The organism is Actinoplanes sp. TFC3, from assembly GCF_001553785.1.
Taxonomy (GTDB): domain Bacteria; phylum Actinomycetota; class Actinomycetes; order Mycobacteriales; family Micromonosporaceae; genus Actinoplanes.
The window spans coordinates 3871945-3897092 of the sequence record NZ_LOJP01000001.1; the positions used below are offsets into that span (position 1 = coordinate 3871945).

At 71.8% G+C, this 25148-nt stretch carries 27 protein-coding genes; 13 read left to right on the plus strand and 14 right to left on the minus strand.

The features are described 5' to 3' along the window. The first annotated feature begins 20 nt into the window (after window positions 1-20). The 3 genes from TFC3_RS38050 to TFC3_RS17435 are packed head-to-tail and all read left to right on the plus strand — an operon-like array spanning window position 21 to window position 2061. Window positions 21-167: a hypothetical protein gene (locus TFC3_RS38050; RefSeq protein WP_161952614.1), complete on the plus strand. Its 147-nt coding sequence runs from the start codon at window positions 21-23 to the stop codon at window positions 165-167. After that, a complete protein-coding gene (locus TFC3_RS17430; RefSeq protein WP_067500936.1) occupies window positions 168-836 on the plus strand; it encodes a nucleoside/nucleotide kinase family protein in 669 nt (222 codons plus the stop codon). It begins immediately after the preceding gene. A 43-nt stretch (window positions 837-879) separates the two neighbouring features. After that, window positions 880-2061: a metallophosphoesterase gene (locus tag TFC3_RS17435; protein WP_067500939.1), complete on the plus strand. Its 1182-nt coding sequence runs from the start codon at window positions 880-882 to the stop codon at window positions 2059-2061. 14 nt (window positions 2062-2075) lie between these two features. Here the strand turns inward: TFC3_RS17435 and TFC3_RS17440 are convergent, their stop codons facing one another. Then, window positions 2076-2447 carry a DUF4267 domain-containing protein gene (locus TFC3_RS17440; protein ID WP_067500941.1) on the minus strand — a complete coding sequence of 124 codons (372 nt, stop codon included), beginning with the start codon at window positions 2445-2447 and terminating at the stop codon, window positions 2076-2078. A gap of 88 nt (window positions 2448-2535) precedes the next feature. Between TFC3_RS17440 and TFC3_RS17445 the strand changes: the two genes are divergently transcribed. After that, entirely contained in the window at window positions 2536-3108 is a 573-nt protein-coding gene (locus tag TFC3_RS17445) for a TetR/AcrR family transcriptional regulator (RefSeq protein WP_067500943.1), read from the plus strand. A gap of 86 nt (window positions 3109-3194) precedes the next feature. Here TFC3_RS17445 and TFC3_RS38055 read toward each other — a convergent pair whose 3' ends face one another. Then, window positions 3195-3377 carry a hypothetical protein gene (locus TFC3_RS38055; RefSeq protein WP_161952615.1) on the minus strand — a complete coding sequence of 61 codons (183 nt, stop codon included), beginning with the start codon at window positions 3375-3377 and terminating at the stop codon, window positions 3195-3197. 9 nt (window positions 3378-3386) lie between these two features. Between TFC3_RS38055 and TFC3_RS17450 the strand changes: the two genes are divergently transcribed. Then, on the plus strand, window positions 3387-4811 hold the full coding sequence (locus TFC3_RS17450) for a pentapeptide repeat-containing protein (RefSeq protein WP_161952616.1): 1425 nt from the start codon (window positions 3387-3389) through the stop codon (window positions 4809-4811). A 48-nt stretch (window positions 4812-4859) separates the two neighbouring features. Here the strand turns inward: TFC3_RS17450 and TFC3_RS17455 are convergent, their stop codons facing one another. Then, window positions 4860-5312: a MarR family winged helix-turn-helix transcriptional regulator gene (locus tag TFC3_RS17455; protein WP_067500948.1), complete on the minus strand. Its 453-nt coding sequence runs from the start codon at window positions 5310-5312 to the stop codon at window positions 4860-4862. A 123-nt stretch (window positions 5313-5435) separates the two neighbouring features. Here TFC3_RS17455 and TFC3_RS17460 point away from each other — a divergent pair, with 123 nt between their 5' ends. Further along, the gene (locus TFC3_RS17460; RefSeq protein WP_067500950.1) at window positions 5436-6512 is read left to right on the plus strand and encodes an alkene reductase; all 1077 of its coding nucleotides are present in this window, start codon (window positions 5436-5438) and stop codon (window positions 6510-6512) included. Here the strand turns inward: TFC3_RS17460 and TFC3_RS17465 are convergent. The 4 genes from TFC3_RS17465 to TFC3_RS17480 form a co-directional block, all read right to left on the minus strand. After that, the gene (locus TFC3_RS17465) at window positions 6509-7180 is read right to left on the minus strand and encodes a hypothetical protein (RefSeq protein WP_067500952.1); all 672 of its coding nucleotides are present in this window, start codon (window positions 7178-7180) and stop codon (window positions 6509-6511) included. The genes TFC3_RS17460 and TFC3_RS17465 overlap by 4 nt on opposite strands. Continuing rightward, window positions 7167-7670, minus strand: a complete 504-nt coding sequence (locus TFC3_RS17470) for a sigma-70 family RNA polymerase sigma factor (RefSeq protein WP_067500953.1) — start codon at window positions 7668-7670, stop codon at window positions 7167-7169. Before TFC3_RS17470 ends, TFC3_RS17465 begins: the two co-directional genes overlap by 14 nt. A 166-nt stretch (window positions 7671-7836) precedes the next feature. After that, window positions 7837-8865 carry a hypothetical protein gene (locus TFC3_RS17475; protein WP_067500955.1) on the minus strand — a complete coding sequence of 343 codons (1029 nt, stop codon included), beginning with the start codon at window positions 8863-8865 and terminating at the stop codon, window positions 7837-7839. Continuing rightward, window positions 8862-9428, minus strand: coding sequence for an RNA polymerase sigma factor (locus TFC3_RS17480; RefSeq protein ID WP_067500957.1), 567 nt, complete (start codon window positions 9426-9428; stop codon window positions 8862-8864). Before TFC3_RS17480 ends, TFC3_RS17475 begins: the two co-directional genes overlap by 4 nt. A gap of 135 nt (window positions 9429-9563) precedes the next feature. Between TFC3_RS17480 and TFC3_RS17485 the strand changes: the two genes are divergently transcribed. Both TFC3_RS17485 and TFC3_RS17490 read left to right on the plus strand, forming a co-directional pair. Beyond that, window positions 9564-10094 carry a SigE family RNA polymerase sigma factor gene (locus TFC3_RS17485; protein WP_067500959.1) on the plus strand — a complete coding sequence of 177 codons (531 nt, stop codon included), beginning with the start codon at window positions 9564-9566 and terminating at the stop codon, window positions 10092-10094. After that, complete coding sequence (locus TFC3_RS17490) at window positions 10091-11284, plus strand: hypothetical protein (protein ID WP_067500962.1); 1194 nt, start codon at window positions 10091-10093, stop codon at window positions 11282-11284. The genes TFC3_RS17485 and TFC3_RS17490 overlap by 4 nt, the downstream gene beginning before the upstream one ends. Before the next feature lie 159 nt (window positions 11285-11443). On the opposite strand, the gene TFC3_RS17495 is transcribed toward TFC3_RS17490, so the two are convergent. From TFC3_RS17495 to TFC3_RS17505, 3 genes are all read right to left on the minus strand, one after another. Further along, window positions 11444-12640, minus strand: coding sequence for a cytochrome P450 (locus TFC3_RS17495; RefSeq protein WP_067500964.1), 1197 nt, complete (start codon window positions 12638-12640; stop codon window positions 11444-11446). A gap of 25 nt (window positions 12641-12665) precedes the next feature. Next, window positions 12666-12911, minus strand: coding sequence for a hypothetical protein (locus TFC3_RS17500; protein WP_067500966.1), 246 nt, complete (start codon window positions 12909-12911; stop codon window positions 12666-12668). A gap of 293 nt (window positions 12912-13204) precedes the next feature. Then, window positions 13205-13489 (minus strand): peptidoglycan-binding protein, encoded by a 285-nt coding sequence (locus TFC3_RS17505; protein ID WP_067500968.1) that lies wholly within the window; start codon window positions 13487-13489, stop codon window positions 13205-13207. A 218-nt stretch (window positions 13490-13707) separates the two neighbouring features. Here TFC3_RS17505 and TFC3_RS17510 point away from each other — a divergent pair, with 218 nt between their 5' ends. Then, a complete protein-coding gene (locus tag TFC3_RS17510; RefSeq protein WP_067500970.1) occupies window positions 13708-14562 on the plus strand; it encodes a S1C family serine protease in 855 nt (284 codons plus the stop codon). A gap of 38 nt (window positions 14563-14600) precedes the next feature. On the opposite strand, the gene TFC3_RS17515 is transcribed toward TFC3_RS17510, so the two are convergent. Further along, window positions 14601-18059 (minus strand): ABC transporter ATP-binding protein, encoded by a 3459-nt coding sequence (locus TFC3_RS17515; RefSeq protein WP_067500972.1) that lies wholly within the window; start codon window positions 18057-18059, stop codon window positions 14601-14603. Window positions 18060-18140: 81 nt separating this feature from the next. Between TFC3_RS17515 and TFC3_RS38760 the strand changes: the two genes are divergently transcribed. After that, window positions 18141-18410, plus strand: coding sequence for a hypothetical protein (locus TFC3_RS38760; protein WP_067500975.1), 270 nt, complete (start codon window positions 18141-18143; stop codon window positions 18408-18410). A gap of 71 nt (window positions 18411-18481) precedes the next feature. Here TFC3_RS38760 and TFC3_RS17525 read toward each other — a convergent pair whose 3' ends face one another. Further along, on the minus strand, window positions 18482-18874 hold the full coding sequence (locus TFC3_RS17525; RefSeq protein ID WP_067500977.1) for a helix-turn-helix domain-containing protein: 393 nt from the start codon (window positions 18872-18874) through the stop codon (window positions 18482-18484). A gap of 81 nt (window positions 18875-18955) precedes the next feature. Between TFC3_RS17525 and TFC3_RS17530 the strand changes: the two genes are divergently transcribed. Together TFC3_RS17530 and TFC3_RS17535 are read left to right on the plus strand one after the other, a co-directional pair. Continuing rightward, a complete protein-coding gene (locus TFC3_RS17530) occupies window positions 18956-19831 on the plus strand; it encodes an aldo/keto reductase family oxidoreductase (protein WP_067500979.1) in 876 nt (291 codons plus the stop codon). A gap of 25 nt (window positions 19832-19856) precedes the next feature. Continuing rightward, window positions 19857-22577: an AAA family ATPase gene (locus TFC3_RS17535; RefSeq protein ID WP_067500981.1), complete on the plus strand. Its 2721-nt coding sequence runs from the start codon at window positions 19857-19859 to the stop codon at window positions 22575-22577. Window positions 22578-22580: 3 nt separating this feature from the next. Here the strand turns inward: TFC3_RS17535 and TFC3_RS17540 are convergent, their stop codons facing one another. Continuing rightward, a complete protein-coding gene (locus TFC3_RS17540; protein ID WP_067500983.1) occupies window positions 22581-23147 on the minus strand; it encodes an RNA polymerase sigma factor in 567 nt (188 codons plus the stop codon). A 122-nt stretch (window positions 23148-23269) separates the two neighbouring features. Here TFC3_RS17540 and TFC3_RS17545 point away from each other — a divergent pair, with 122 nt between their 5' ends. Beyond that, window positions 23270-24178, plus strand: a complete 909-nt coding sequence (locus TFC3_RS17545; protein ID WP_067500985.1) for a TIGR03619 family F420-dependent LLM class oxidoreductase — start codon at window positions 23270-23272, stop codon at window positions 24176-24178. A gap of 9 nt (window positions 24179-24187) precedes the next feature. Here the strand turns inward: TFC3_RS17545 and TFC3_RS17550 are convergent, their stop codons facing one another. Next, complete coding sequence (locus TFC3_RS17550; RefSeq protein ID WP_067500987.1) at window positions 24188-25123, minus strand: lytic polysaccharide monooxygenase; 936 nt, start codon at window positions 25121-25123, stop codon at window positions 24188-24190. Window positions 25124-25148: the final 25 nt, after the last annotated feature.

The window sequence follows — 25148 nt, forward strand, 5'->3', positions numbered from 1 at the left end:
ACATCGGGTACACAGGACCGGTGACCTTCGAATCATTGTCGTCAGCGGTGGTGGCCGCCGGGCTCACCCGTGACCCCGCCATCTGGCGCACCCTGTGGACCGGCGGCGAAGCCCAGGCCCGCCACGCCCGCGAGTTCCTGGCCAACCAGCTCACGGCCCGGTCCTGAATGCACTTCGAAGACTTGGTACGGCGAGCCCGCGCGCTTGTCGTGAACGGTCAGCGGGCGGTCCTGGGCATCGCCGGACCACCCGCGGCGGGCAAGACCACCCTGGCCGAGGAACTCGCGGCCGCCATCGCCAAGGAGAGCCCGCCGCTCTGGGTGGCACACGTGCCGATGGACGGCTTCCACCTCGCCGACGCCGAGCTGGAACGCCTCGGCAACCGCGACCGCAAGGGCGCCCCGGACACCTTCGACGCCCTCGGCTACGCCGCCCTGCTGCGCCGGCTGCACGAGGACACCGACGAGATGATCTACGCGCCGGGCTTCGAGCGGGTCATCGAGCAGCCGATCGCGGGGGCCATCCCGGTTCCCCGCGCGGCTCGCCTGATCATCTCCGAGGGCAATTACCTGCTGGTCGAGGACGAGCGCTGGACGCAGGTACGACCGCTGCTCAGCGAGATCTGGTACGCCGAGCTGGACCAGCAGTCGCGCCTGGACCGCCTGATCGCCCGGCACATCCGCTTCGGCAAGGACGAGCAGTCGGCGATCGCCTGGGCAACCGGCACCGACGAACGCAACGCAGCCGTGATCGCAGCCACCCGCGGACGCGCCGACCTGATCGTGCCACCCGCGCTGATCCACGGCATCGGCACGCCCCCGGCGCCGGCCCCCTGACCGGGCGCCACAGGCAGACGCAAGCGCGTGGCAGACTTGCGGCGTGTCAGTGGGTCAGGGTGTCGAGACGCAGCCGCAGCGGCGCAGGGGGCGGGCTGCGCGGTTCGCGGTCATCGTTGTCGCGGTGCTGGTTCTGCTGTTCGGGGTGCCGTGGTGGACGCTGATCTGGTCCGGTAACCGGTGGCCCACCGCGGTGTTCATCATCGGCACGGCCGTGTTCGCGCTGGCCGCCGCCTGCTTCCCGGCGCTGATGGCCACCGGGCACGGCGGTCAGCACCGCGACGGCCCGGCCCGCATCGCCGACACCCTGCTGGGCATCGTCTGGGTGCTGTTCGTGCAGGCCATCATCGGCAACGTGCTGCGCGCCGTGCTGGCCCTGGCCGGAGTCGCCGACCCGGCCCGCTCGCGGATCGTGACCGCTGTGGTCGCGGTGGTCGCCCTGATCCTGCTGGCGTGGGGGCACTGGGAGGCAATGCGAGTTTCCCGCGTACGAACAATCGACGTTGATCTTCCTCGGTTGGGCGCCTCGCTCGACGGGTTGAAGGTTGTGCTGCTCACCGACACCCACTACGGCCCCATCAACCGGACCCGCTGGTCGCGCGGCGTCATCGACGTGGTCAACTCCCTGGAGGCCGACGTGGTGGCGCACACCGGCGACATCGCGGACGGCGAGGTGAGCCAGCGCCGCGAGCAGGCTGCCCCGCTGGGAGACGTCCGCGCCAAACTCGCCCGCGTGTACGTCACCGGCAACCACGAATACTTCTCCGGCGCCCAGCGCTGGGTGGAACACATGGCCTCACTGGGCTGGGAGGCGCTGCACAACCGCCACGTCGTGGTGACCCGCGGCGACAGCAGCCTGATCATTGCCGGCGTGGACGACCGCACGGCCGCCGGTTCCGGGGTACCCGGGCACCACATGGACCACGAGACCGCCCTCGCGGGCACCGACCCCGGCCTGCCGGTGCTGCTGCTGGCCCACCAGCCACAGCAGATCACCGGGGCGGTGGAGCACGGGGTGGACCTGCAGCTGTCCGGGCACACCCACGGCGGGCAGATCTGGCCCTTCCACTACCTGGTCCGGCTCGATCAGCCGGTGCTGCAGGGCCTGAGCCGCCACAGCGACCGCACGCAGCTGTACACCTCGCGGGGCACCGGGTTCTGGGGGCCGCCGTTCCGGGTGTTCGCCCCCAGCGAGATCACGCTGCTGACCTTGCACGCCCGCTAGGGCTGGAGCGGGCCCTAGCGGGCGAACAGCAGGGCGGCGCTGATCAGCACCACGATCGCGGTTGCGAAGTGGATGCCGAACGCGGTGGCCTTGGAGCCCCCGTGGCGCAGGACGATGAGGGTGTCGCCCAGCGGGATGATCGCGCAGGCGAGCATGTACCAGCCCACTGCGTGGGCGGTGGAGAAGGCGAGCAGGGCCGCGCCGACCAGGCCGAGGGCCAGATCGCGTTCGCCCTTGACGAGCAGGTACGCCCGGTCGCCGTCGACTTTGGCCGGCACGCCATAGCCGGCTGCTGCGGTCTGAGGCGCCAGCAGGAACCGGAAGCCCAGCCAGACGACAAAGCCGACAACGACGATGGCAAGCCCGTAGGCCACGGGAGTGAGCATGAGACATCTCCTTTTCTAGCACCGCTAGGAATACGAACGACGCTAGCAGATCATCGAAAGAATCGCTAGCGATGCTAGGATGATTGCCATGACCACCCAGGCACGACGCCGGCGCGAACAGGCCGACCGGGAAAAGCTGATCATCAAGGCGGCCCGCGACCTGGCCGAGGCCGAAGGCTGGGACGCGGTCACCACCCGCCGCCTGGCGGCCGAGATCGAGTACAGCCAGCCGGTGCTCTACAGCCACTTCAAGGGCAAGGACGCCATCATGGCCGCCGTCGCCACCGAAGGCTTCACCGACCTGGCGGCCGAGCTGCACACCGCTCGCACGTCAGCGCCCGAGGCCCGCTTGGCCCTGACCGCTGTCGGTGCGGCCTACGCAGCCTTCGCCGACCGCCGTCCCGCGGTGTACGACGCGATGTTCACCCACGCGGTCGACCTGACCTTCGCCTCCCCCGAGACCCCGGCGATTCTGCAGGCGGGGTTCACCGAGCTACTGGAAACGGTGCGCCCGCTCGCGGGGGACGATGACGTGGCGGCGCTGGCGGAGACGTTCTGGAGTGGGCTGCACGGGCTGGTGACGCTGATGAGAAACGGCCGCCTGCGCCGCGAGGACCACGACAAACGCCTGGCCATCCTGTTCGGCCGGTTCGCGGCGTGAGGTTTCGCTTCTCTGGCCGGATCGCGGCGTGAGCTGCCGTCTCCTCGGTCAGCTCGCGGCTTGAGCCGCGCGGCAGGCGGCAGGCTTCAGCCGAAGGTGAGCGGGAAGTCCACCAGGGTCAGCGAGCCCACCGACGCCAGCCCCCTTCGTGCCGACCAGCGCGGGAGCCCCGAATTCGTTGATCGGTAAGGCAACCGTGTCACCGCCGGCCCTGCTGAAGCGGCTGCTGCGCTGAAATGCCCCGTCACGCGGTGGTCCTTGTCGGTCACCATGTGACTATGGGTCGACTGGGGAGACCAGGGTTGCTGCTCGGCGCGGGGGCCGGGCTGCTTGTGGTGGCCGCGGTGCTGGATCTGCGGCCGTGGCGCTATGTGCCCTGGCCGGTCCTCGGGTCGGTGCTGGCCGGGCATGTCGTGCTGCTGGTGCTGGGGATTCCCGCGCTGGCCGTGCTGATCACGGGGGCCGGGCTGCGACGGCGGCGGCCGCGGGACGGGACATGGCCGTGGCTGCTGTCGTACCCGGGGGTGCTGAGCGTGGCGGGCGCGGTGACGGTGCACGGCGTCGCAGCGCTGATCGTCATGCTGCACCTGGCCGCCCGGTCACCAGCCGCCGAGCGTCCCGCGCTGCAGATCGATGCGATCAAGTACGGGCTGGGCATCGTGGCGGCGGCCGGTGCGGCGGCGGCGCTCCTCTTGGGGGTACGACGCCAGCAGCACACCGAGCAGGCGCAGGCGTACACCGAGTTGGACGCGGCCGAGCGGCGCGTCACCGACCTGTACACCAAGGCGGTCGAGCAGCTCGGGCACGCCGACGCCGCGGTCCGGCTCGGGGGCCTGTACGCGCTGGAGCGGGTGGCGCAGAGCTCGGAGCAACAGCGCCAGACGATCGTCAACGTGCTGTGTGCGTACCTGCGGATGCCCTTGAGCCGTGAGCCCGGCCCGGAATCCCAGGTCCGGCTGACCGCCCAGCGCATCCTCACCACGCACCTGGCCCCCGGCGGCGGACCGGCGTTCTGGCCGGGCCTGAGCCTCGACCTCACCGGCGCCACCCTGACCGATTTCGATCTGCACAGCGCCCAGGTCGCCACGGTCCGGTTCAGCGCCGCCACCTTCACCGGCGACACCCGCTTCGATCGCACCTCGTTCACCGGCACGGCCCGCTTCGACGGCGCCACCTTCACCGGCGTGACCCGCCTCGACAACGCCCACTTCGCCAACGCCGCCATTTTCCGCGCGGCGAGCTTCGGCGAGGCGGCCTGGTTCGGCGGCACCACGTTCACCCGGGACGCCAGCTTCGACAACGCCCGGTTCGGCAAGGATTCCTGGTGGTACGGCGTGACGTTTCGCGGGGCCGCCTGGTTCGGCAACGCCGCCTTCACCGGCGAGACCAGCTTCGAGGACGCGCACTTCGCCGACGCCGCCTGGTTCCGCGGCGCCGCGTTCACCCACTCGGCCCGGTTCCGGCGCGCCCTGTTCTACGGCAACGCGCAGTTCGACAACGCCGAGTTCGGTGGGCGCGCGCAGTTCGAGGAGACGACGTACCTGGGTGACGCGACCTTCGACGCGGCGTCGTTCACGCAGTTCCCGGGGTTCGGGCAGTGCCGGATCGTACCGCGCGCCGACCGGGCCGACGTGTGGCCGCAGGGGTGGCTGGTCGCCCCGGAGACCGATGACGTGGGGACGCTGCTCCGCTCGGGTCCGTAAGCTCGCCGGACGGGGCAGGAGCCGGCCGACTCTCCCGCGCCGGGAGGGTCAGCAGGAGTCCGGCATGGCGCCCGGCTTGGTGAACAGCAAAGGCATCTCCAGGGCGCCGGCCAGGGTGTTCAGCAGGCGCTCGAAGGTGGCGCGGTCGGCAGCGGGCAGACCCGCCAGAACCTCCGGCACGCAGTCGTCGATGGCGGCGTAGAGCGACTCGACGCTCTTCTGCCCCAGCGGGGTCGTGCTGACGGTGACGGCCCGGCGGTCGAGGCCGTGGGTGTCGCGCTGGACCAAGCCCAGCTTCTCGGCGCGAATGACCAGGCCGGTGAGCCCGGGGCGCTCCAGACCCATGCCCTGGGCCAGTTCCTTCATGCCGCGCGGGCGTTCCTTGAGCATGCACAGCAGCAGGGCCTGCGCGGGCGTGAGGTCGTGCTCGGCGCAGATCTGGGCATGACGGCGCTGGATCAGCACCGAGAGGCCGAGCATCGTGGTGCCCAAGCCGGCCATCGTCGCACTCCTCACATCTCCCGGTTCACCACGATCGTACCCTTGCGAAACTTCGCGGCGCGAAATAGTTTGTTTCGCGGCACGAAGTTTCGCGGCGCGAAAAGATCCGAGGAGACGACGGACATGAGCAGAGCATTCGAGTCGTACGACCTGGCCGGCACCAAGCTGGCCAACCGCATCGCGATGGCGCCGATGACCCGCAGCCGGGCGCACGGGCCGGGCTTGAGTCCCACCGAGCTGACGGCCCAGTACTACGCCCAGCGGGCCAGCGCCGGGCTGATCATCACCGAGGGCACCCAGCCGTCGGTGATCGGGCAGGGCTACACCAGCACTCCGGGGCTGCACTCGCCGGAGCAGATCGCCGCGTGGCGAACGGTGACCGGCGCCGTGCACGCCAAGGGCGGCGTGATCTTCGCGCAGCTCATGCACGCCGGGCGCATCGGGCACCCGAGCCTGCTGCCCGGCGACCTGACCCCGGTGGCGCCCTCGGCGGTGCGAGCGGCCGGGCAGGTGTTCACCGACACCGGCCTGCAGGACATGGAAACGCCGAAAGAACTCACCGAGGCCGAGATCGAGCAGACCATCGCCGACTTCGCGCAGGCCGGCCGCAACGCGATCGAAGCCGGGTTCGACGGCGTGGAGATCCACGGCGCGAACGGCTACCTCGTGCACCAGTTCCTGTCGTCGAATGCGAACCTGCGCACCGACGGCTGGGGCGCCTCGATCGAGGGCCGGGTCCGCTTCGGCGTCGCGGTGGCCACGGCGCTCGCCCAGGCCATCGGCGGCAACCGCGTCGGCTACCGGATCTCCCCCGGGGGCACCCCGCTCAACGACCTGGCCGAGGAGCACACCGAGCAGCTGTACGACGCCCTGCTCGCCGGTCTCGCCCCGCTCGGCCTGGCGTACCTGCACGTGCTGGAAAGCCCCGACCGGGAGCTGACCCGGCGGCTGCGCGCACAGTGGCCGGGAACGTTTGTCCTCAACCCGTTCACCCACCCCGAACCGACCGGCCCGCAATCGCTGACGCTGCTCGAGGACGGGACGGCCGACCTGATCGCCTTCGGCGCGCTGTTCCTGGCCAACCCGGATCTGCCGGCCCGGCTCGCCGCCGGTGGCCCGTTCAACGCCGCGGACCCCAGCTCGTTCTTCGGCGGCGACCACCGCGGCTACACCGACTACCCCGCGCTGGCCGGGAACTAGGGTTCCACGCTGAAAACCGCGGGTGCGCCGGTGCCGGCGATGGTGAGGCCGTCGCCGGCGCCGACGCGCACCGGGTCGGCGCCCTGCGTGAGCCCGTTCCCGGCCTGGGTGGCGGTCAGGGTGAACTGCTGGGCCTCGTCCTTGGCGTTGCAGATGCGGATGTGCAGCACCTGGTCGTCCTCGACGGCCGCGCACACCTCTCCTGCGGGACGCTTGGTCACCTGGACGAGCTGGTGGCTGTCCCCGGCGGCCGGGCGCAGCAGCCAGCGGTTACGCAGCGCGGCATCCTTGCCCTCGGTGGCCTCGGCGATGACCCGGTCGTCGTCGTCATAGCCGGCCACGATCGCCGCTCCGGTGGACAGCAAACGCAGCGTCACCTTCTCCCGTCCGGCCAGCACGGCGGACGGCAGTGGTCCGGGGCTGGCGCTGGGCTGCGCCGCCGGGGGGATGCCGGGGGCAACGGTGCGCGGGTGGTCGCCCGCTACCAGGAAGGCGCCGCCGGCGATCCCGAGGACGGCGGCCGCCAACCCGGCGGTTCCGGCGAGGCGCTGATTGCGGCGGCGCCGGCGGCCGCGGTCGATGACGGCGGTGACCGGGCGGGGCTTGAGGACCCGGGTGCCGTGGGCGGCGAGGGCCTGCAGGTCGTCGTGCAGCTCAAGCTCGGGCATGGGACATACTTCCTTCGTCGGTGCCGGCGTCGGTCAGCAGGGCGGCGAGGGCCTTGCGGCCGCGGGCGAGGCGGGCCTTGACCGTGCCGGTGGGCGCGCCCGTCTCGGCGGCGATCTCGGCAACGGACAGACCGACGAGGTGGTGCAGCACGATGTCGCGGCGCTGAGCGGCCGGGATGCCGCGCAGCGCGGTCATCAGGGCGACATGGTCGGGGCTGAGCCCGTCCAGGGCCTGGTCGGCGGTGGCGCGATGGTGGGCCTTGAGCCGGTTCACCGTCTTGCGCCAGCCGCTCACCGCGATCCGGGCGGCGACGCTGCGCACCCAGGCCTCGGGGCTGTCGGCCAGCGACACCGTGGACCACCGCTGCCAGGCCCGGGCGTAGGCCTCGGCGGCGGCGTCCTCCGCCTCCGCGCGGTTGCCGGTCATCACGAACAACTGACCGAGCACCCGCGCGGAGGTGGCGCTGTAGAACTCCTCGAAATCCCGCAATGTCCTGCGTCCTTCTTCCCGCTGGCTTCAGGGAAAGACGCCTGACCTCCCAACCCGGTTACGCCCAGTGACGCAGGTCACATGAGGAGGATTGGCGCAGGTCAGCCTGCCAGCGCGGTCCGGGACCCGTCGTCCACACCGTTTCTGTCGATGCCCAGCGCCCGCGTCAGGAGCAGCTGAACTCCCGGCGGTAGTCGCCGGGGGGCTCGCCGTCCGCCAGCCGGTCAGCTTTTTCCCAGAACACCTGCGGGAAGTCGCCCGCGCTGGCCATCCTGGTCAGCGCGGGCCACTGGCGGCTCCCGCCCAGCACACTCACGACCCGGGCCGCGGCCGGTGCGTCGCCCAGCTTCTTGGCCTGGGTCCACTCGTCGAGCCAGCCGCAGCCCACCCGGCCGATCACATTCGCGGCGAAGTGGTAAGAGTCGTTGATGCCGCCAATGTCGAGCGTGGACGCGGAGACGCCGGGTGGCAGCGGCACGCCGGTGAGCACGCCGGACGCGGCCTCGGCCACGGTGTCCGGGGTGACCACCTCGGGCGGCATCGCGGCCACGAACTTGCTGGGCGTCACCCGGCTCAGGCCGGCGAGCACGGCGTCGAACTCGGCGCGCTGCCAGGGACCGGAGGTGCGCAGCATGGCGAAGACGTCGCCGCGGGGGCGCAGCATGAGTTCCCAGTCGCTGTCGCTGTAGGTGAACACGTCCCCGGCCCAGCCGTCGACCTTGCCCGGCGCGGGGGGACTGACCTCGAGGCGGTCGTCGTAGAAGCTGGGGTAGTACTCGGCGGCGTTCCAGCTGATGTCGAGCGACAGGTCGCCCTTGGCGAACTCGATGGTGCCGTCGAGCCCGGTGAAACCGTAGACGCTGGTGACCTTCCAGCCCGAGGCGCGCAGCAGGAGCAGGACTGTGGTCGTACCCGTGTCGAGAAGTTTGGTCTTGGACTTCAGGTCGAAAGCGGGGGAAGCGACGGCTTGGACGGGGGTGTCACTGCGGTGGGTCGTCAGAACCGCGGGCACGGCGAGCACGGCGGTGATGGCGGCGGCTGCCGAAAGAATCGCCGCGGTACGACCGAAGCGCACCCGCCGCACCCGCACGATCTCCTCCAGCAGGTCCTGCTCCGCACCCTCCAGACGCGTGAGCACCCCGGGCCGGTAGGGGTCGGCGGCGCGCACGAGCCGGTCAAGTTCGTCGTCGGTCATCGCTTCTCCTCGGGCCGGGCGCTGGTCAGCATGTCAAGCACATGTCCGGGCGGCCCGCAATCGTCACCGACCAGCTCGCGCAACCGGGCGCGGGCGCGGGACAACCGGGTACGCACAGCCGCCGGGCTCAACGCGAGAACCTGCGCCACCTCCCGCGGTTGCAGTTCCTCCCACACGGTCAGCGTCAGCACCTCCCGGTCCAGCTCCCCCAACCGGTTAAGGGCGGCATGCACCGCCAGGCGCTCCGGCACCTCGGTCCCCGGGTCCGCCGGCACCGCCGAGGTCAGCCGCTGACGCAGCCGGTCCCCCAGCCGCTCGCGCCGCCGATCACCGCGCTGCTGGTTGGCCAGCACCCGCCGGGCGACCCCGTACAGCCAGAGCCGCGTCTCGTCGCCGGCCGGCATCTCCCGGGCCCGCCGCCACGCCACCAGGAACGTCTCGGCGACCACGTCCGCCGCGTCCTCGGGGTCGCCGACCCGGCGCAGGGCGTAGGCCAGCAGCGGCTCGAAGCAACTGGCGTACGCGCTACGGAAGTGGTTCTCACGCTCGTTTCCCGGGCTCACGACTACCCCATGTCCGCTCCGGGCCGCAACGTTACGCCGTGGAAAGCTTTCCTTCGACCGGGTCAGGTTTGCGGTGCAACCTTTTGCCGCCCCCCACCCGACAGGTGGGTGAGGACGGCCGGGGAGAGGAGCGGGATGCGGCCCGATCAAGAACGGGATTACATCGAGTACGTGACGGGACGGCTGGCCCGGCTGCACCGCACGGCGTACATGCTCTGCGGCGACGCACACCGGGCTGACGACATCGTGCAGACCACGCTGACCGCGCTGTACACCCATTGGAAGCGGGTGGCCACGGCCGACAACATCGACGGGTACGTGCACAGCATTCTCGTACGCCGCTACCTCGACGAACGCCGGCTGCGGTGGTCCCGGGTGCGCCTGGGTGAGGTGCCGGTGCACGCGGCGGTGGCCGGCGCCGCCGATCACGACATCGTCGAACGCGACGCGCTGATGACCGCGCTGCGCGCCCTGCCCAAGGGCCAGCGGGCCGTGGTGGTGCTGCGCTACTTCGACGATCTGAGCGTCGAAGCCACCGCCGAGGCGCTCAAGTGCTCGGTCGGCAACGTGAAGAGCCAATGTGCGCGGGGACTGGCGACCCTGCGAGCCGTACTCGGCCCGGACCGCCAGGTCAGCACCGCGCTAGGAATGAGGGACGCATCATGATCGGCGAGCAGGACGTACGCGAACAGATGCAGTCAGTTCAGGTCCCGGCGAGCAGCCTGCGGGTGGAGGCGCTGGTGGCCGGCGGGCGCAAGCGGGTGCTGCGGCGCCGGATGGTGCGGGCCGGCTGCGGGGTGGCGCTGGCCGCCGGCCTGCTGGCCGGGGTGCCCTCGCTGGTGCTCGACGGCGGCGGCAGCTCGCTGGCCGATCAGGCCGCGGCGGCGCCGAGCGCCTCGGGCGGGCCGCAGCAGGGCGCGACGAACCCCGCATCGCCGTTGGTGCGGTGCCCCGGCACGAGCCTGCCGATCCCGGACGGGATGGGCGCGGTGCAGCCCGCGGGCGTGGACCCGAGCGGCAGGTACGTGCTCGGCAACAACGCGAGCAACAGCATGAAGTCGACCCCGGAGGGAAAGGTCTCGGGCGTCGCGGCGTCCCAGGTGATCCTCTGGACCGATGGTCAGCCGCAGGTGCTGCCCATGGTCCGCGACTGGGTGCTTTCCAGCGCGGTGAACGCCGACGGCGTGGTCGCGGCGGTGGCCGGGCCCAAGGACAAGGGGGCCGACACCGTGGTCCGCTACACCAACGGAATGCCCGAGATGTTCCCGTCCCCGGCCGGCAAGTGGGAATTCCGGCTGGCCTCGATCAACGCGGCCGGAGACGTGCTGGTCAACGCCTACCGCCCCGGCGGCGGGCTGGGCGCCGACGCGGTGCTGCTGTGGAAGGCCGGCTCGGCGGCGCAGAAGCTGCCGCTGCCGGCCAAGGCCGAGGGGATGAGCCTGCTCGACGACGGGTCGATCGTGGGCCGGATCATCTCCAACAAGGGTGGCAAGGTCACCTCGTACGTGTGGGATCAGCAGGGCACCGGGCAGGCCCTGCAGACCCCGGCCGGGCAGGACGGCTCGGTGTTCAGCGCCCGCGGCGACTGGGCCGCCGGTAACGTGTCACCCTCCGGGGTGGCGCGCTGGAACCTCAAGACCGGCGACCTGCGGGAGTTGAAGATCGGCGCGCCCGCCAACGGCATCAACGCCTCGGGCTGGATCGCCGCGAACGGCACGGTGCTGCGCGACGACGCCAACGTCGAACTCGGCCTGGCCGACGGCAAGCGGGGCGACCCGATGTACGTCGCCGACAACGGCCTCGTGGTGGGCTTGCCGTTCGACGGCAGCTCCGGCGCGATCACCTGGCGCTGCTGAGCCGATGCTCAAGAAGGTGCCCGGTCCCGGGTGGGGCCGGGCACCCCTGGCGTCAGATCCTGCCGGTTCCGGCGCCGGCCGTGACGGTGGCGCTGGACCTCGGGGTGCCGGGTAAAAATCGACATCCCTCAAGGCGCCGTCCGGTGAGCGGTCTCACGCTCACCAGCACACCGGCAGGGCGGCCGGGCCTCGTACCACTGTGTTGTCCTTGAACGGGATCTCGCTGAGCGGGACCGCAAGACGCAGCGTGGGCACCCGGGTGGCCAGCTCGCGCAGCACCGTCGACAACTCCATCCGGGCGATCTGCTGACCCACGCAGGCGTGCGCGCCGTGCCCGAAACCCAGGTGCGGCGGGGTTTTGCGGGTCACGTCGAGCTGATCGGCGTGCGGGCAGACACCGGGGTCGCGGTTCGCCGACTGGATCTCCACGATGATGTAGTCGCCGGCCTTGATGGGCTGACCGTTGACGGTGGTGTCCTGGGTGGCCTCGCGCATCAGGCCGACGCCGACGCCCAGGTAGCGCACCAGTTCCTCGGCGGCGGCGGGCGCCAGCGACGGATCGGCGCACAGGTGCTCCCACTGCCCGGGTGAGGCGAGCAGGGCGACCAGTCCGTGCGAGAGCAGCGAGGCGGTGGTGTCGAAGCCGGCCACCAGCAGCGCGCCGTTCATCATCACCAGCTCGTCGTCGGTGAGCGGGCGTTCGTCGTCGGCGCTGTGGCGGATCATGCGGCTCAGGACGTCGTCGCCGGGGGCGGCCCGGCGGGTGGCGACCAGGCCGTACAGGTAGGCGAACAGCGGTTGCAGGGCCTTCGGCAGTTCGTCGACGGTCGTGCTCGCATCGAACAGGGCTGCGGCTGCCTGGTGCAGCAGGTGACGATTCTCCATCGGTACGCCGATGAGTTCGGCGATCACCGCGGTGGTGATCCGGCGGGAGAACTCGGCGTGCAGCTCGACGGGCTGCGGCAGGGTGAGCAGGTGGTCGATGGCCTCGCCGGTGATCTGCTCGACCATCGGGCGCAGCTCGGCCAGGCGCCGCAGGTGGCTGACCTGAGGAGCGAAGTTGCGGCGGATGCGGACGTGGCCGGGGCCGTCCATGCGGGAGAACTGGCCGTTCACGGGCTGGTCGGGGTCGAACGCGGCGAGCACGTGCGCGGCCTGCCCGGGGCGGGCGCTGAAGCGGTGGCCGTCGCCCAGCACCTCGCGCACCCCGGCGTAGTCGCTGACCACCCACGCGTCGAAACCGGTCGGGCAGGCCACCCGCACGACGGCCCGGTCCTGGCGCCAGCCGGCGAGTTCGGGCGGTGGGTCGAAGGGGAACTGGGCTTCCTGGGGCAGCGGCAGCGCGGGCAGCGACATGGTGCACCTCCGGGGGATCAGGAACTCAGGCGGGTGAACACGGCGGCAGGCTCGGCGAAGCGGCGGTTTCGGGCCAGGTCGGCACCCCGGGTGCCGAGGCGCTGCTCGTACCCGGCTCGCCGGTGCGTGCGGTGAGCTTCGGCCCACGCGCGGACAGCGGCGGTCCGGCCGGCGTGCCGGTGACCGCCAGGTCGACAGCCCGGTCGAGCGAGAGCGCCCGGCCTTCGACGGTGGCGGTGGACAGGGGTGCCAGGGTTGGTACGACAGTCATCTCGGGCGGCTCCTTCGCGGCCGGATCCAGCCTCGGTCCGCGGGCACCGCAGGGTCAAGATGACTGTCGGCTACCCGCCGACCTGCCTCACCCCGCGCCTCCCCCGCAGCGGCGGCGCAATCTCTGTGGCGTTCACGAGGTTCGCATCACCACGGGTGACGCCTGGCCCGGCAGCACCAACACCGATACGGCGACGCGCGACGTAGTCGTGCCGGACGACCTGCTCCACGCCGAGCCGAAGGCATTGTCCTGATCGAGTTCCTCACGGGTGGCCGGGGTTTCCCGGCCACCCGTCACGCTGCCTGCTCGAAGCGCTCCAGTTCCTGCACCTCGCGGGCGTAACGGGCCAGCAGGTGCACCGTGCGCGGGCCGGCCACCCCGTCGGCGTCGAGCCCGACGTAGGCCTGGAACTCGCGCACCGCGGCGGTCAGCTCGGCTTCGCCGGGACCGAGCGGCGAGCCCAGCTCGGCGAACAGCCGGCGCAGGGCTGCCGGGTCGGCGGCCGGGGCCGCGTCGCTCCAGCCGATGAGGCCACCGACGGCCGTACCCACCACGCTGAGCATTCCACGTGCCGACATCGTGAACCTCCTTCAGATCTGGACCGTTGCCTCAAGGATCCGCAAAAGCCCTGTGCCCGGCCTCTGCCTGCGAGCCGCTTTCGCTGTGAATCCGATACGACTTTCGGCCAATAGCCGGCTGGGCCGGGCTTACAGCGATTCCACAGACTGCTCACCGGTACGCCACAAGCACGCGGGCCACAGTCATGACATCACCGCTGAACGAAGGCAGGCGCGTCATGACTGAGCTACTGGACCGGCCCACGTACACCTACGACGTACCGCCGTCGCTGCCGCCGAACGTGGTCAGCCACCGGCGCAGCCGCTGGCCGCGCCGGGTGGCCGGAGGTGCCGCGCTGCTCGCCCTGATAGGCGGGGGCGGGGCCAGCGGGGCGATCATCGCCGAGCACTACGCCACGGCCACCCCCGCCGCCGCGACGAGCACGGTGACCACGGCCACCGCCACGCCGGCCAGCACAGAGACCGCGAACCTGGCCGCGGTGGCCGCCAAGGTCTCCCCCAGCATCGTCACCGTGCTGATCGACGGGCGCAACGAGTCGGCCCTGGGCTCGGGTGTGGTGCTCAGCGCCGACGGGCTGGTGCTGACCAACAACCACGTCATCTCCTCCGGTGGCACGGCGAGCGTGCGGCTCTCGGATGGTCGTACCGTTCCGGCCGAGGTGGTTGCCACCGACACCACCCACGACTTGGCGCTGGTGCAGGCCACCGGGCTGAGCGGGCTGACCCCTGCGACGTTCGGCACCGATGACTCGGTGGCGGTCGGCGACACGGTGCTGGCCTTCGGTGCCCCGCTGGGCCTGGAGGGCACGGTGACCTCGGGCATCGTGTCGGCGCTGGACCGCGAGGTGAACACCGGCTCGGAGAAGCTGACCGGCCTGCTGCAGACCGACGCCGCGATCAACGAGGGCAACTCCGGCGGCGCCCTGGTCGACACGTCCGGCAAGGTGATCGGCATCAACGTGGCCATCGCGACGGCCGACACCCAGAGCACCGGCAGCGTGGGGCTGGGTTTCGCCATCCCGGCCGACACCGCCACCCAGGTCATCCAGACCCTGCAGAGCCAGATCAGTTGAGCCCGGACCAGTGACGTTCCTGGCGGCACGGGAGCCGGTCAGCCGGCCAGATGGCCGTAGCGGTCGGCCAGCTCGGCGCAACTGCCCTGCGCGACCGCGCGCCCGCCGATCAGCACCACGACCCGGTCGGCGCGGGTCAGCGCCGCCCGCTTGGACGTCGAGCCGACCACGGTCACGCCGTGCTCGCGCAGCGCCCGCCACAGCTCCAGCTCGGTGGTCACGTCGAGCGCCGAGGACACGTCGTCGGCCACCAGCAGCTCGGTGCGCGGGGCCAGCGCCCGGGCCAGCGCCAGACGCTGCAGCTGACCACCGGACAGCCGCGTGCCCTTGTGCCCGATCAGGAGCTGCAGCCCGCCCCCGCCGGTGGCCAGGTCGTGTTCGAGCTGCGCGGTGGTGACCGCGTCGGCGGCGTCCACCTGGTGACCCAGCGCGATGTTGTCGGCCACCGTGCCGGACAGCACCCGGGGTAGCTGGGCCACGTAGCCGACCTGGTTGGGCCGCAGGAACGTCTCCGGCTCGTCGACCGGTTCGCCGTTCCAGGCCAGCGTGCCGGTGTGGTGCACGATGCCGGCCAGCGCGCGCAGCAGCGAGGACTTGCCCGAGCCGACCGGGCCGACGACCAGGACCAACTCGCCGCGGTTGACGGTCAGGTCGATGTCCTGCGCTCCGACCGTACCGTTCTCGTGAACGGCACTGAAACCGGCCAGCTTGAGCGTTCGCAGCGGGTTGCGGGGCGCCGCAGGCGGTGCTTCGGCCGTGCCCGCGTCGATGTCCACCCCCGGCACGGACGCCGAGTAGGCACCCACGCCGGCCATGGCCACCGTGCGCCTGGTCCACACCCGCGCCGACGGGAAATGCGACACCAGTGACGCCGTGGTCCATGCGAACCAGCGCGCCGCCCCCAGCACCGCCACCGCGATCAGCGTGGCCGCGGCGGACAGGTTGCCGTGCAGGTACATGGCCCAGGCCGCGATCGGCAGCAGCCCGCTGAGCACCGAGGGCGTCGAACGCGCCCACACCTGAATGGCGATCTCGCTGCGCTGGCGTTCGCTGCGCTTCTCATCGAGCCCGGCCAGGTGGTTGAGCACCGGCACGGTCGCCCCGGCCAGCTTCACCGTGCGCGCCGCCGACAGCGACGAGACCAGCGCGGTGGCGAACGACGCCCGGGCCGCCACGGTACGGCGGGCCGCGCGTTCCAGCCGCGGACCGAACAGCGTGGCCGCCAGCCCCGACACCAGCATCGTGCCGACGAAGAACAACGCCGGGACGTACGAGTGCGACGCCCAGGTCATCGCCACGATCATCACGATCGCCATGGCGTTGTCGATCATGTTGTCGGCCAGCATGACGACCCGCTCGGTGTCACCGCCCTGGGCCACCACCTCGGCCGGGGTGTACGAGCTGATCCGCCGCGGCCCGATCTGGCCGTGCACGAGCCGCTGGCTGATCCGCAGCATCTGGCGCACCCACCACTCGGGGAACCAGGCGCCGGTCCAGAACAGCGTCGGGATCGCCACGATCAGCGCCGCAGCGATGCCGATGGCCGGCCCCATCGGGTCGCCGACGCCGTCGACCACGTCGGCCCACAGCAGCGGCAGGATCGCCCCGTCCAGCCCCAGCAGCACCAGCACCCCGAACAGCACCACCGCGGCCACGCCGTAGCGAGCGTCGTTGGTGGTCAGCCGGGCGATCTCCCGCAGCGTGCGGGCCCTCGGCGGCTCCGGCAGCGGCGGTGGGTCGGCCATCGGCAGCGTGTTGCCCAGCTCCGAGGCCGGCGGTTCGGGCTCGCGTTCCAGCACGGCCACCCCGCCACCGGTGCGCGCCGGGGCCACCACGTTGCTGCTGGCCAGCAGCTCGGCGAAGCGCCGGGACTCGGCCATCGGACCGGCTTCGAGCACCTCGCCGTCGGAGAGCACCACGACCTCGTCGCAGCGTTGCACCGAGGAGAGCCGGTGCGCCACGATCACGCCGATGCGCCCGAGCAGCAACCGGTCGGTGGCCCGCTGCACCCACGCCTCGGTCACCGGGTCCATCCGCGCGGTTGCCTCGTCGAGGATGACCACCTTGGGGTCGCGCACCAGGATCCGCGCGAACGCCACGAGCTGTTCCTGCCCGGCCGACAGCACGTAGCCGCCCTCGCCGAGCCGGGTGTTGATGCCCTCGGGCAGGGTGGCCGCCCAGCTCGTCAGCCCAAGCTCGGCCAGGGCCTCATCGGCGCGTGGCAGCAACTGCGGGTCGAACAGCGCGATGTTCTCCGCGAGCGTGCCGGCCAGGATCTCGGTGCGCTGCGGCACGATCGCCGTCCACCGCCGCAACCCCTCGACGTCAAGATCCATCAGGTCGGTGCCGGCCAGATACACCGATTCCCGGGGTACGTCCACAGCTCGCGTGAGCACCTTGGCCAGCGTCGACTTGCCGGACCCGGTGCGCCCGATCAGCGCGTACGACCGGCCCCGGCGGAACACCAGGTTGACGTTCTGCAGAGCGGCCGGGCGGCCCGAGTCGGCTTCGCCGTACCGGAAAGTCAGGTTCTTGACCGTGAGGTCGCCGTCGCCGGGCTGCTCGCCGCCGCTGGGCTCCTGCGGCACGTCGCGCAGCAACTGCACCCGGCCCCAGGCGCCCAGCGCGTTCTGCAGCTCCGGCACCATGCGGGTGACGTGTTCCAGCGTGCCGCCGAAGCCGAGCGCGAGCAGCCACACCGCGGTCAGCCGGGCGCTGTCCACGTGCCCGGCCACCAGCGCCCACGCCCCGGCGACCACGAGCACGGCGATCAGCGTGCGGGTGATGGCCCCGGCGCCCATGGTGATCTTCGAGGACTCACGCCAGACCCGGCGGCCTCGGCGCAGCACCTCACGGGCGCGCCCGGCGTACAGGCCGCGCACGTAGGGGGCGGCGAGGCTGGTGCGCACGTCGTCCTGGCCGTGGATGGCCTCCTCCATCACCGCGGCCAGGTCGGACCAGGCTTCCTCCTCGCTGATGCGCAGCGGGGAGATGCGCTGGATCGGCTTGTTCATGACCAGCACGAGAATGATCGACACGATGACCATGCCGACCGCCGCGGGCCACCAGGCGAAGAACGCGGTGACGATGGACAGCGCGGCGACCGCGAGCGACTGGGCCAGCCGCACGCCGCTGCCGCGCAGCTCCGAGCCGACCTGGTAGACGTCGCTGTCGATGCGGTCGAGCAGCTCGCCGACCGGGGTGTTCTCCAGCGTCGGCACGTCCTGGCCGAACGCCACCCGGCACAGCCCGCGGCGCACGGCGGCGGTCCAGTCGGCGGTCAGCCGGGCCGCGGCCAGTCCCACCACCACGTCGGTCAGCACGGAGACCACCAGGGCGGCCGCGAGCACCCCGAACAGCGGCATCGACCGGTTCACCAGCACCGCACCGGCCAGCCCCAGCGCACCGGCGGTCCCGGCCGCCCCGAGCACGATCAGCACGGCGATGAAGGCGGTGCGTCGGGGGGAGGTGACCCAGAGGTCGCGGAGCAGGCGCATGCCTCCATCCTGCGATCCGGCGCGCCCGGGCTCAACGCAATTACGTGGTCCGCAACCGTCGGCTGTGTCACTATCGCGCTCGTGTCCGATCCTTACATCCCCGCCCCGGTACGAGCCAAAGCGGCCGGCTCTTGGCTGGCCGGGCTGCCGGCGCGGTTGACCCGGCTGGCCGCGCAGTGGGGGTTCACCGCGGGCCGGGCGCACGAGGACGCCACCGAGGCCCATACCGCGGCGGCGATCTGGGAGTGGGGCGTGGCCGACCGCGTGGCGACCGGGCTCACCCTGACCGGAATCGGACTCGAACCGGTCGCCGGTCAGACGCTCAGGGCCGCGGACGCGCTGTCCGGGTAGCCCGCTCGGCGGTGGCCAGCACCAGAAACCTCAGGTCCGGCGGCTCGGTCTCCGCAAGGCCGGCGGCCGGCTCAGGCGGAGGCGTTGTCGTACGCGACCCGGTTGGTGAAGACATCGTCCATGTGCGTCTGCGCCCACAGTTTCAGCCCGCGCATCATGGTGAACAGCGACAGCCCCAGCTCGGTCAGCTCGTAGGAGACCGTCACCGGCACGGTCGCCACCACCGTGCGGGTGATCAGCCCGTCGCGTTCGAGGCTGCGCAGGGTCTGGGTGAGCATCTTCTGGCTGACCCCGGCCAGCAACCTCGACAGCTCGGAGTAGCGCATCGCCCGAGGCTGCCCGGCGCAGTCCGGCCCGCTGCCCAGCGCCGACAGGATCAGCGCGACCCACTTGCCGGAGATCCGTTCGAGCAGCTTGTGGCTGGGACATGCGGACAGGAACGCGTTGTACTCGGCCTTGTCCATCGTCGCTCCCCCTCGTAGGTAGGTTACGCACTCAAAGGTGCCTACTTCCCGATAGGAAGTTACCCGCTCATAGTAGAGCGCATGACTGATCTTTCCCTCCCCGGCGGCACCTGGACCCTGGGCGACCTTAGCGTCACCCGCTTCGGCTACGGCGCCATGCAGCTCGCCGGGCCGCGGGTCATGGGCCCGCCCGCCGACCACGACGGCGCCCTGGCCGTGCTGCGCGAGGCCGTCGAGCTCGGCATCACCCACATCGACACCGCCGACGCGTACGGCCCGCACGTCACCAACGAGCTGATCCGCGAGGCTCTGCACCCCTACCCCGGCTCGCTGCACATCGCCACCAAGGTCGGCGCCACCCGCGACGAGCAGGGCGGCTGGCCCCCGGCACGCGACCCGCAGAGCCTGCGCCGGGCCGTGCACGACAACCTGCAGCGTCTCGGGCTCGACACCCTCGGCCTGGTCAACCTGCGGCTGGGCAACGCCGAGGGCCCGGTGCCCGGCTCGCTCGCCGAAGCCTTCGAAACCCTCGCCGAGCTGCAGCAGCAGGGCCTGATCCGGCATTTGGGGGTGAGCAACGCGACCGCCGAGCAGGTGAGCGAGGCGCAGGGCATCGCGCCGATCGTGAGCGTGCAGAACATGTACAACCTGGCCTTCCGGCACGACGACGCTCTGATCGACACGCTGGCCGCCCAGCACATCGCGTACGTGCCGTTCTTCCCGCTCGGCGGCTTCAACCCGCTGCAGTCCGCGGCACTGTCGGCGGTGGCCACCCGGCTGGGCACGACACCGATGGCAGTGGCGCTGGCCTGGCTGCTGCACCGCTCGCCGAACATCCTGCTGATCCCCGGCACCAAGTCCACCAAGCATCTGCGGGAGAACATCGCCGGCGCCGGGATCCCGCTGTCCGAGCACGACCGGGCCGAGCTGGACCGCATCGGCTCCCCCACCGGGTGAGCGCGGGCGGGCTTACACTCAGCCGATGATGCTCGGACGGACCGCCGAACGCGCATCCATCGACGCCTTGCTGCAGGGGGCGCGAGCCGGGCACAGCGACGTCCTCGTGCTCACCGGTGAGCCGGGCATCGGCAAGACCACGCTGATGAAGTACGCCATCGAGCGGGCCGGCGGGCTGCGGGTGCTCAAGGCCCGCGGCTACGAGGCCGAGTCCGAGATCCCGTTCGCCGGGCTGGCCGATCTGGTCCGCCCGGTGCTGTCCGGATTGGACGACCTGCCCGCCCCGCAGGCCGCGGCGTTGCGCAGCGCCCTGGCGCTGGGCCCGCCGGTGGCCGGGGACCGGTTCTCGATCTGCGCCGCCACCGTGGGCATCCTGGCCGCGGCCGCCGAGCAGACGCCACTGCTGGTGGTCGTGGACGATCTGCAGTGGCTGGACGCGTCGTCGCGGGAGGCGGTGTTCTTCGCGGGGCGGCGGTTGCAGGCCGACGGGATCGCCCTGCTGCTGGCCACCCGCAACCCCGAGGACGCCCGGGAGTTGCACACCCGCCACCTCGAGGTGGGCGGGCTGAGCCTGCCCGAGGTGGAGACGCTGGCCCGCGCCTCGCTGCCGGCGCCGCCCGACGGGGTGGCGGCCCGGCTGCACGAGGCCACCGCGGGCAACCCGCTCGGCGTGATCGAGCTGTGCCGGGCGTGGACCGGGCCGGCCGACGACCTGGCCGGGGCGCCACTGATGCCCACCGGCTCGCGCATCGAGCGGGCCCTGGCCGCCCGGCTGACCCCGCTGCCGCCGGCCACCCGCACGGCGCTGGTGCTGGCGGCGGCCTCGGCCGGCGGGGACATCAGCACGCTGCTGGCCGCGGCCCGCAAGTCCGATCTGCAGCTACGTGACTTCGCCCCGGCCGAGCAGGCCGGGCTGGTCGACATCGACGAGCGGCGGGTCGACTTCCGGCACCCGCTGCTGCGCTCGGTGGTCTATCACGGCGCCACCATGGACGAACGGTGCATCGCCCATTCGGCGCTGGCCGCCGCGCTCGCCGACGTGCCGGGCGATGCGGCCGCCGATGCCCGCGCCTGGCATCTCGCGGCGGCCACCCTCGAACCCGACCTCGCGGTGGCCGACGAGCTGGAACAGGCGGCCAAGCGGGCCAACCAGCGCGCCGGTTACGTGGCGGCGGCGCGGGCATTCGGTCACGCGGCGCGGCTGAGCCGGGGCCCGGACCGGCCACGCCGGTTGCTGCGCGCGGCCCGCAACTGGCAACTGGCCGGGCGCGTCGACCAGGCCATCCCGCTGCTGGACGAGGCGCTGCCGCTGACCACGAACCCGAGCCGGCGGGCGCTGATCCAGCAGATGAGCGCGTACGTGCGGATGTGGCGCGGGCGCCCCGACGAGGTGCTGGCCACGCTGACCGCCGACGCGCAGGCGGTGGAGCAGGCCGATCCGGGCCGGGCGGCGCTGATGTACGCCGATACCTGCGTGCCCTCGTTCATGGTGGGGCGCATCGACGAGGTGCAGGCGGCCGCCCGGCGCGGGCACGAGCTGGGCTCAGGTGCCGGTGGGGTGGCCCGGCTCGCCGCGACCGTCGCGTACGCCGCGGGGCGGGTGCTGGCCGGGGAACGCGCCCAGGCGATGAACCTGCTAGCCGACTGTCACGAGCAGTTGATGGCCGCCGACCCGGTGGCGCGCGCGCAGGAGCTGTGCCATGCGGCGCTGACCTGGGTCTGGCTGGAGGACTACGAGCGCGCCGGGCAGCTCATCGACCGGGTGGTCGGGGCAGCCCGGACAACCGGCGCGCTGGGGTTGCTGCCCCAGGCTCTCGGGGTGGAGTCGGAGCTGCACTTCCGGGTCGGGCGCTGGCACGACGCGCGGGCCAACGCCGCGGAAACGTTGCGGCTGGCCAGTGAGACCCGCGCCGCCAACCTGTACGGCCGGTTCTTCGCCGGGCGCCTCGACGCTGTGCAGGGCCGGACGGAGGCATGCCGGGAGCACGCGGCGCGCACCGATGAGGTGTCCGAGCGGCTCGGCATCAACCTGATGTTCCTCTACACCGGCCATCAGCGGGCGCTGCTGGCGCTCAGCGAAGGTGACTACGCGGAGGTGATCACCCGGCTCGAGGCGGTGCGCGGGTTGCCCGTGGTCGCCCACATCCACGAACCGGCTGTGGTGCCGTGGGTGTTCGACCTGGTCGAGGCGTACGTGCGCTCCGGTCGTACCGGTGAAGCCGTGGCCTTGATGCAAGCTCCCGAGGCCCAGGGCACCAGCCCGTGGACGCTCGCCGCGGCCGCTCGCTGCCGGGCCCTGCTCGCCGGACCCGACGACGCCCGGGAGGCCTTCGAAGCGGCCCTGGCCACCGCCCCGGCGCCGTTCGAACGCGCCCGCACCCAGCTTGCCTACGGCGAGCGGCTGCGCCGGCACCGGCAGCGCGCCCAGGCCCGCCGTCACCTGCGCGACGCCCTGGACACCTTCGACCGCCTCGGCGCGGAACCCTGGGCCGAAAAAGCCCGCCTCGAGCTGCGTGCCACCGGCAGCACGGTCAGCACCGGGGCAACGACCGCGCTGCCCGGCCTCACCCCGCAGGAGCTGCAGGTGGCCCTCGTGGTCGGCCGCGGCGCCACGAACCACGAAGCCGCGGCCACGCTGTTCCTCAGCCAGAAAACCATCGAGTACCACCTGAGCAACATCTACCGCAAAACCAACATCCGCAGCCGCACCGAGCTCGCCGGGTTCGCCGCCGCCCAAGCTGCCTGAGCATCAGTGCCACACGCGGGGGCCCAGGCCGCTGCCTTCCAGGCTGGTACGCAGCTTGCGCAGCGAGCGCATGCGGGTCGGCCCGATGCTGCCGACGGGCATGTCCGTGGCCCGAGCGAACTCGGCGTACCCGGGGGCGGTGCTGCTGCTCAGCACGGTCAGCAGGGTGCGCGCCGGCGGCGGCAACTCGTTGACGTGCTGCCAGAGCAGGTCGTTCATGGTGCGTTCGACGGCGGTGCGCTCGGGCTGCGGCGACTTCTCGTCGGGCCGGTCCGCCTCGACCGGCAACCCGATGACCTCCCGCTTGCCGCTGCGCAGCATCTGCAGGCACTCGCGGCGCGCGATCGTGGTGAGCCACGCACCGGTGCGCTGCGGGTCGCGGATCTCGCTCAGGTGCTCGTACATGCGAAGCCAGGTATTCTGCACAGCGTCCTCGGCATCTGCCTCGGACAAGCGGAACGTGCGCACCGTCCACCACACCAGCGACTCGTACGACTTGATCAGCCGCTCGAACGCCCGCTCGTCGCCCTCCTGAGCCTCCCGGATGATCTGCCCCAGGTCCTCTGGCATCGTCCTCAGCCTCCCCCACGCGCTGCTCCCAGAACCCCGCTGACGCTAGGATCTGGACAGCCCGTGCGGATCCGAGATGGACCCTAGGGTTGGCTGAACGCGCACCCTAGTACCGTGCACGCATGCGCATCGGGATCAATCTTCCGCACTACGGTGCGCTGACCGGGCCTGACGACATCGTCGAGGTGAGCCGGGCGGTCGAGGCGATGGGCTACGACAGCCTGTGGACCGGTGACCGGCTGCTGTCGCCGCTCAACCCCCGGGACCGCTATCCCGGCGGAGACGGCACGATGCCCGAGGAGATGACCGTCTACCTCGACCCGTTGAGCGCGTTGACTTTCGCCGCCGCGCACACCACCCGGGTGCGGCTGGGCACGAGCACGCTGAACGCCACGCTGTATCCGCCGGTGGCGATGGCCCGCACGCTGACCACCCTGGACGTGCTCAGCCGGGGGCGACTCGACGTGGGCCTGGGGCTGGGCTGGTCCAGCGACGAGTACACGGCCTCGGGGGTGCCCTGGCAGCAGCGCGGGGCCCGGCTCGACGAGATCCTCGACGTGTGGGAGAAGATCTGGACCGAGGACGTGGTCGCGCACGAGGGTGCCCGTTACCGCGTACCGCCGAGCACTGTTTCCCCCAAGCCCGTGCAACGCCCACGCCCGCCGATCCTGCTGGCCGGCCTGACGCCGCAGGCCATGACCCGGGTGGCGCGCCGGGCCGACGGGTGGCTCGCGGTGGGCCTGCCGCTGCCCTATCTGGGGTCGCTGTGGGAGCAGGTGAAGACCCAAGCCGAAACCTACGGCCGCGACCCCGGGTCCATCCGCGTGGTGCAGCGCCTCAACCCCAGGGTCACCCCCGAACCGGTAGAGCCCACCCACGTCCCGGCAAGAGGAACCATCGAGCAGATCTCCCGGTACGCCCACAGCGCCGCCGCCGACGAAGTGTTCCTCGACCTCTCGCTGACCGTGCGCTCCCGCGCTCACATGCTCGACCTCGCCGGGCGCTTCTTGGAACTCATGCGGGCCGGGTGAACTCCTGCTTCATCGGCGGCGCAGGCGCCCGATCAGGGCGGCACCGCCGGCGGCCGCGATCACCACGAGCGCTCCCGCGATGATCGCGTGCCCGAGCTGGGTCCGGTCGTCGCCGCCGGCGTCGGCGGCGACCGGGTCCAGCCGCGGGACCGGCGCCGCGCTCGTCCTCGCCGGCGCGGAAACCTTCGGGCTCGTCTTCTCCGGCGCGGGGCTCGCCGGGCTCGTCTTCTGCACCGCCGGGCTCGTCTTCTGCACCGCCGGGCTGGGAGCGGCTTTCTTGACGGTGGCCGCGGCCGGCTGCTTCGCAGGGGCGGCAACAGCTTTGATGTCCAGGTCGGAGCACGAGTAGTAGGTGTCCGGCGTGCTGGAGGTCTCCCACACCACGTACAGCACATGCCGCCCCGACCGGTCCTTGGGGATCTTCACGCTCATCCGGTATGCCCCGCCGGTGAACTGCGGGTCCTTGAACGTGGCCACCGGTGCGCTGGTCAGGTCACTCCACGCCAGCTTCGACGACGGATCGTACCCCTGCTCGGTCAGGTACAGCCGGAAGCTGCCCTGGTGCGGGATCGTCCCCGCATACCTCACGCTCAGGGTCTTACCCGCCGTCACCGCCGTCGACGGCCAGTCGTCGCGCGCCAGATCCAGCCCCCGGTACGCCTCCAGCCCACCGCTGCACAGTTGCCCGTCCGGCACGACCTTCTTGTCGTTGCCGTTCACGTTCGCGATGCGCAGGTTGTCGAACGAGCCGAGCTGACCGCCGGTGGCCTTGCGGGCCGCCTTGCACGCCGCCGCCGAGGTTTCTTCGCCTCCCCCGGCGCACGCCGCGGTCCGGCTGATCGGGGTGGTCGGCGCGCCGTGGGCGAGGGCGGGCACGGCAGGCAGTGCAGCCGCCGCGCTCAGCCCACCGGCGACAAGCGCGGCAGCAGTGCGGAGGGACCTCATGGCAGGGAGTACGAAGATCGCACCC

Excerpts from the sequence above, each read along its gene's own strand:
- TFC3_RS17430 (WP_067500936.1), top strand. The coding sequence starts at position 168 with ATGCACTTCGAAGACTTGGTACGGCGAGCCCGCGCGCTTGTCGTGAAC.
- TFC3_RS17440 (WP_067500941.1), bottom strand. The coding sequence starts at position 2,447 with ATGCTCACTCCCGTGGCCTACGGGCTTGCCATCGTCGTTGTCGGCTTT.
- TFC3_RS17445 (WP_067500943.1), top strand. The coding sequence starts at position 2,536 with ATGACCACCCAGGCACGACGCCGGCGCGAACAGGCCGACCGGGAAAAG.
- TFC3_RS17450 (WP_161952616.1), top strand. The coding sequence starts at position 3,387 with ATGGGTCGACTGGGGAGACCAGGGTTGCTGCTCGGCGCGGGGGCCGGG.
- TFC3_RS17455 (WP_067500948.1), bottom strand. The coding sequence starts at position 5,312 with ATGGCCGGCTTGGGCACCACGATGCTCGGCCTCTCGGTGCTGATCCAG.
- TFC3_RS17460 (WP_067500950.1), top strand. The coding sequence starts at position 5,436 with ATGAGCAGAGCATTCGAGTCGTACGACCTGGCCGGCACCAAGCTGGCC.
- TFC3_RS17465 (WP_067500952.1), bottom strand. The coding sequence starts at position 7,180 with ATGCCCGAGCTTGAGCTGCACGACGACCTGCAGGCCCTCGCCGCCCAC.
- TFC3_RS17475 (WP_067500955.1), bottom strand. The coding sequence starts at position 8,865 with ATGACCGACGACGAACTTGACCGGCTCGTGCGCGCCGCCGACCCCTAC.
- TFC3_RS17485 (WP_067500959.1), top strand. The coding sequence starts at position 9,564 with ATGCGGCCCGATCAAGAACGGGATTACATCGAGTACGTGACGGGACGG.
- TFC3_RS17490 (WP_067500962.1), top strand. The coding sequence starts at position 10,091 with ATGATCGGCGAGCAGGACGTACGCGAACAGATGCAGTCAGTTCAGGTC.
- TFC3_RS17495 (WP_067500964.1), bottom strand. The coding sequence starts at position 12,640 with ATGTCGCTGCCCGCGCTGCCGCTGCCCCAGGAAGCCCAGTTCCCCTTC.
- TFC3_RS17500 (WP_067500966.1), bottom strand. The coding sequence starts at position 12,911 with ATGACTGTCGTACCAACCCTGGCACCCCTGTCCACCGCCACCGTCGAA.
- TFC3_RS17505 (WP_067500968.1), bottom strand. The coding sequence starts at position 13,489 with ATGTCGGCACGTGGAATGCTCAGCGTGGTGGGTACGGCCGTCGGTGGC.
- TFC3_RS17510 (WP_067500970.1), top strand. The coding sequence starts at position 13,708 with ATGACTGAGCTACTGGACCGGCCCACGTACACCTACGACGTACCGCCG.
- TFC3_RS17515 (WP_067500972.1), bottom strand. The coding sequence starts at position 18,059 with ATGCGCCTGCTCCGCGACCTCTGGGTCACCTCCCCCCGACGCACCGCC.
- TFC3_RS17525 (WP_067500977.1), bottom strand. The coding sequence starts at position 18,874 with ATGGACAAGGCCGAGTACAACGCGTTCCTGTCCGCATGTCCCAGCCAC.
- TFC3_RS17530 (WP_067500979.1), top strand. The coding sequence starts at position 18,956 with ATGACTGATCTTTCCCTCCCCGGCGGCACCTGGACCCTGGGCGACCTT.
- TFC3_RS17535 (WP_067500981.1), top strand. The coding sequence starts at position 19,857 with ATGATGCTCGGACGGACCGCCGAACGCGCATCCATCGACGCCTTGCTG.
- TFC3_RS17540 (WP_067500983.1), bottom strand. The coding sequence starts at position 23,147 with ATGCCAGAGGACCTGGGGCAGATCATCCGGGAGGCTCAGGAGGGCGAC.
- TFC3_RS17545 (WP_067500985.1), top strand. The coding sequence starts at position 23,270 with ATGCGCATCGGGATCAATCTTCCGCACTACGGTGCGCTGACCGGGCCT.
- TFC3_RS17550 (WP_067500987.1), bottom strand. The coding sequence starts at position 25,123 with ATGAGGTCCCTCCGCACTGCTGCCGCGCTTGTCGCCGGTGGGCTGAGC.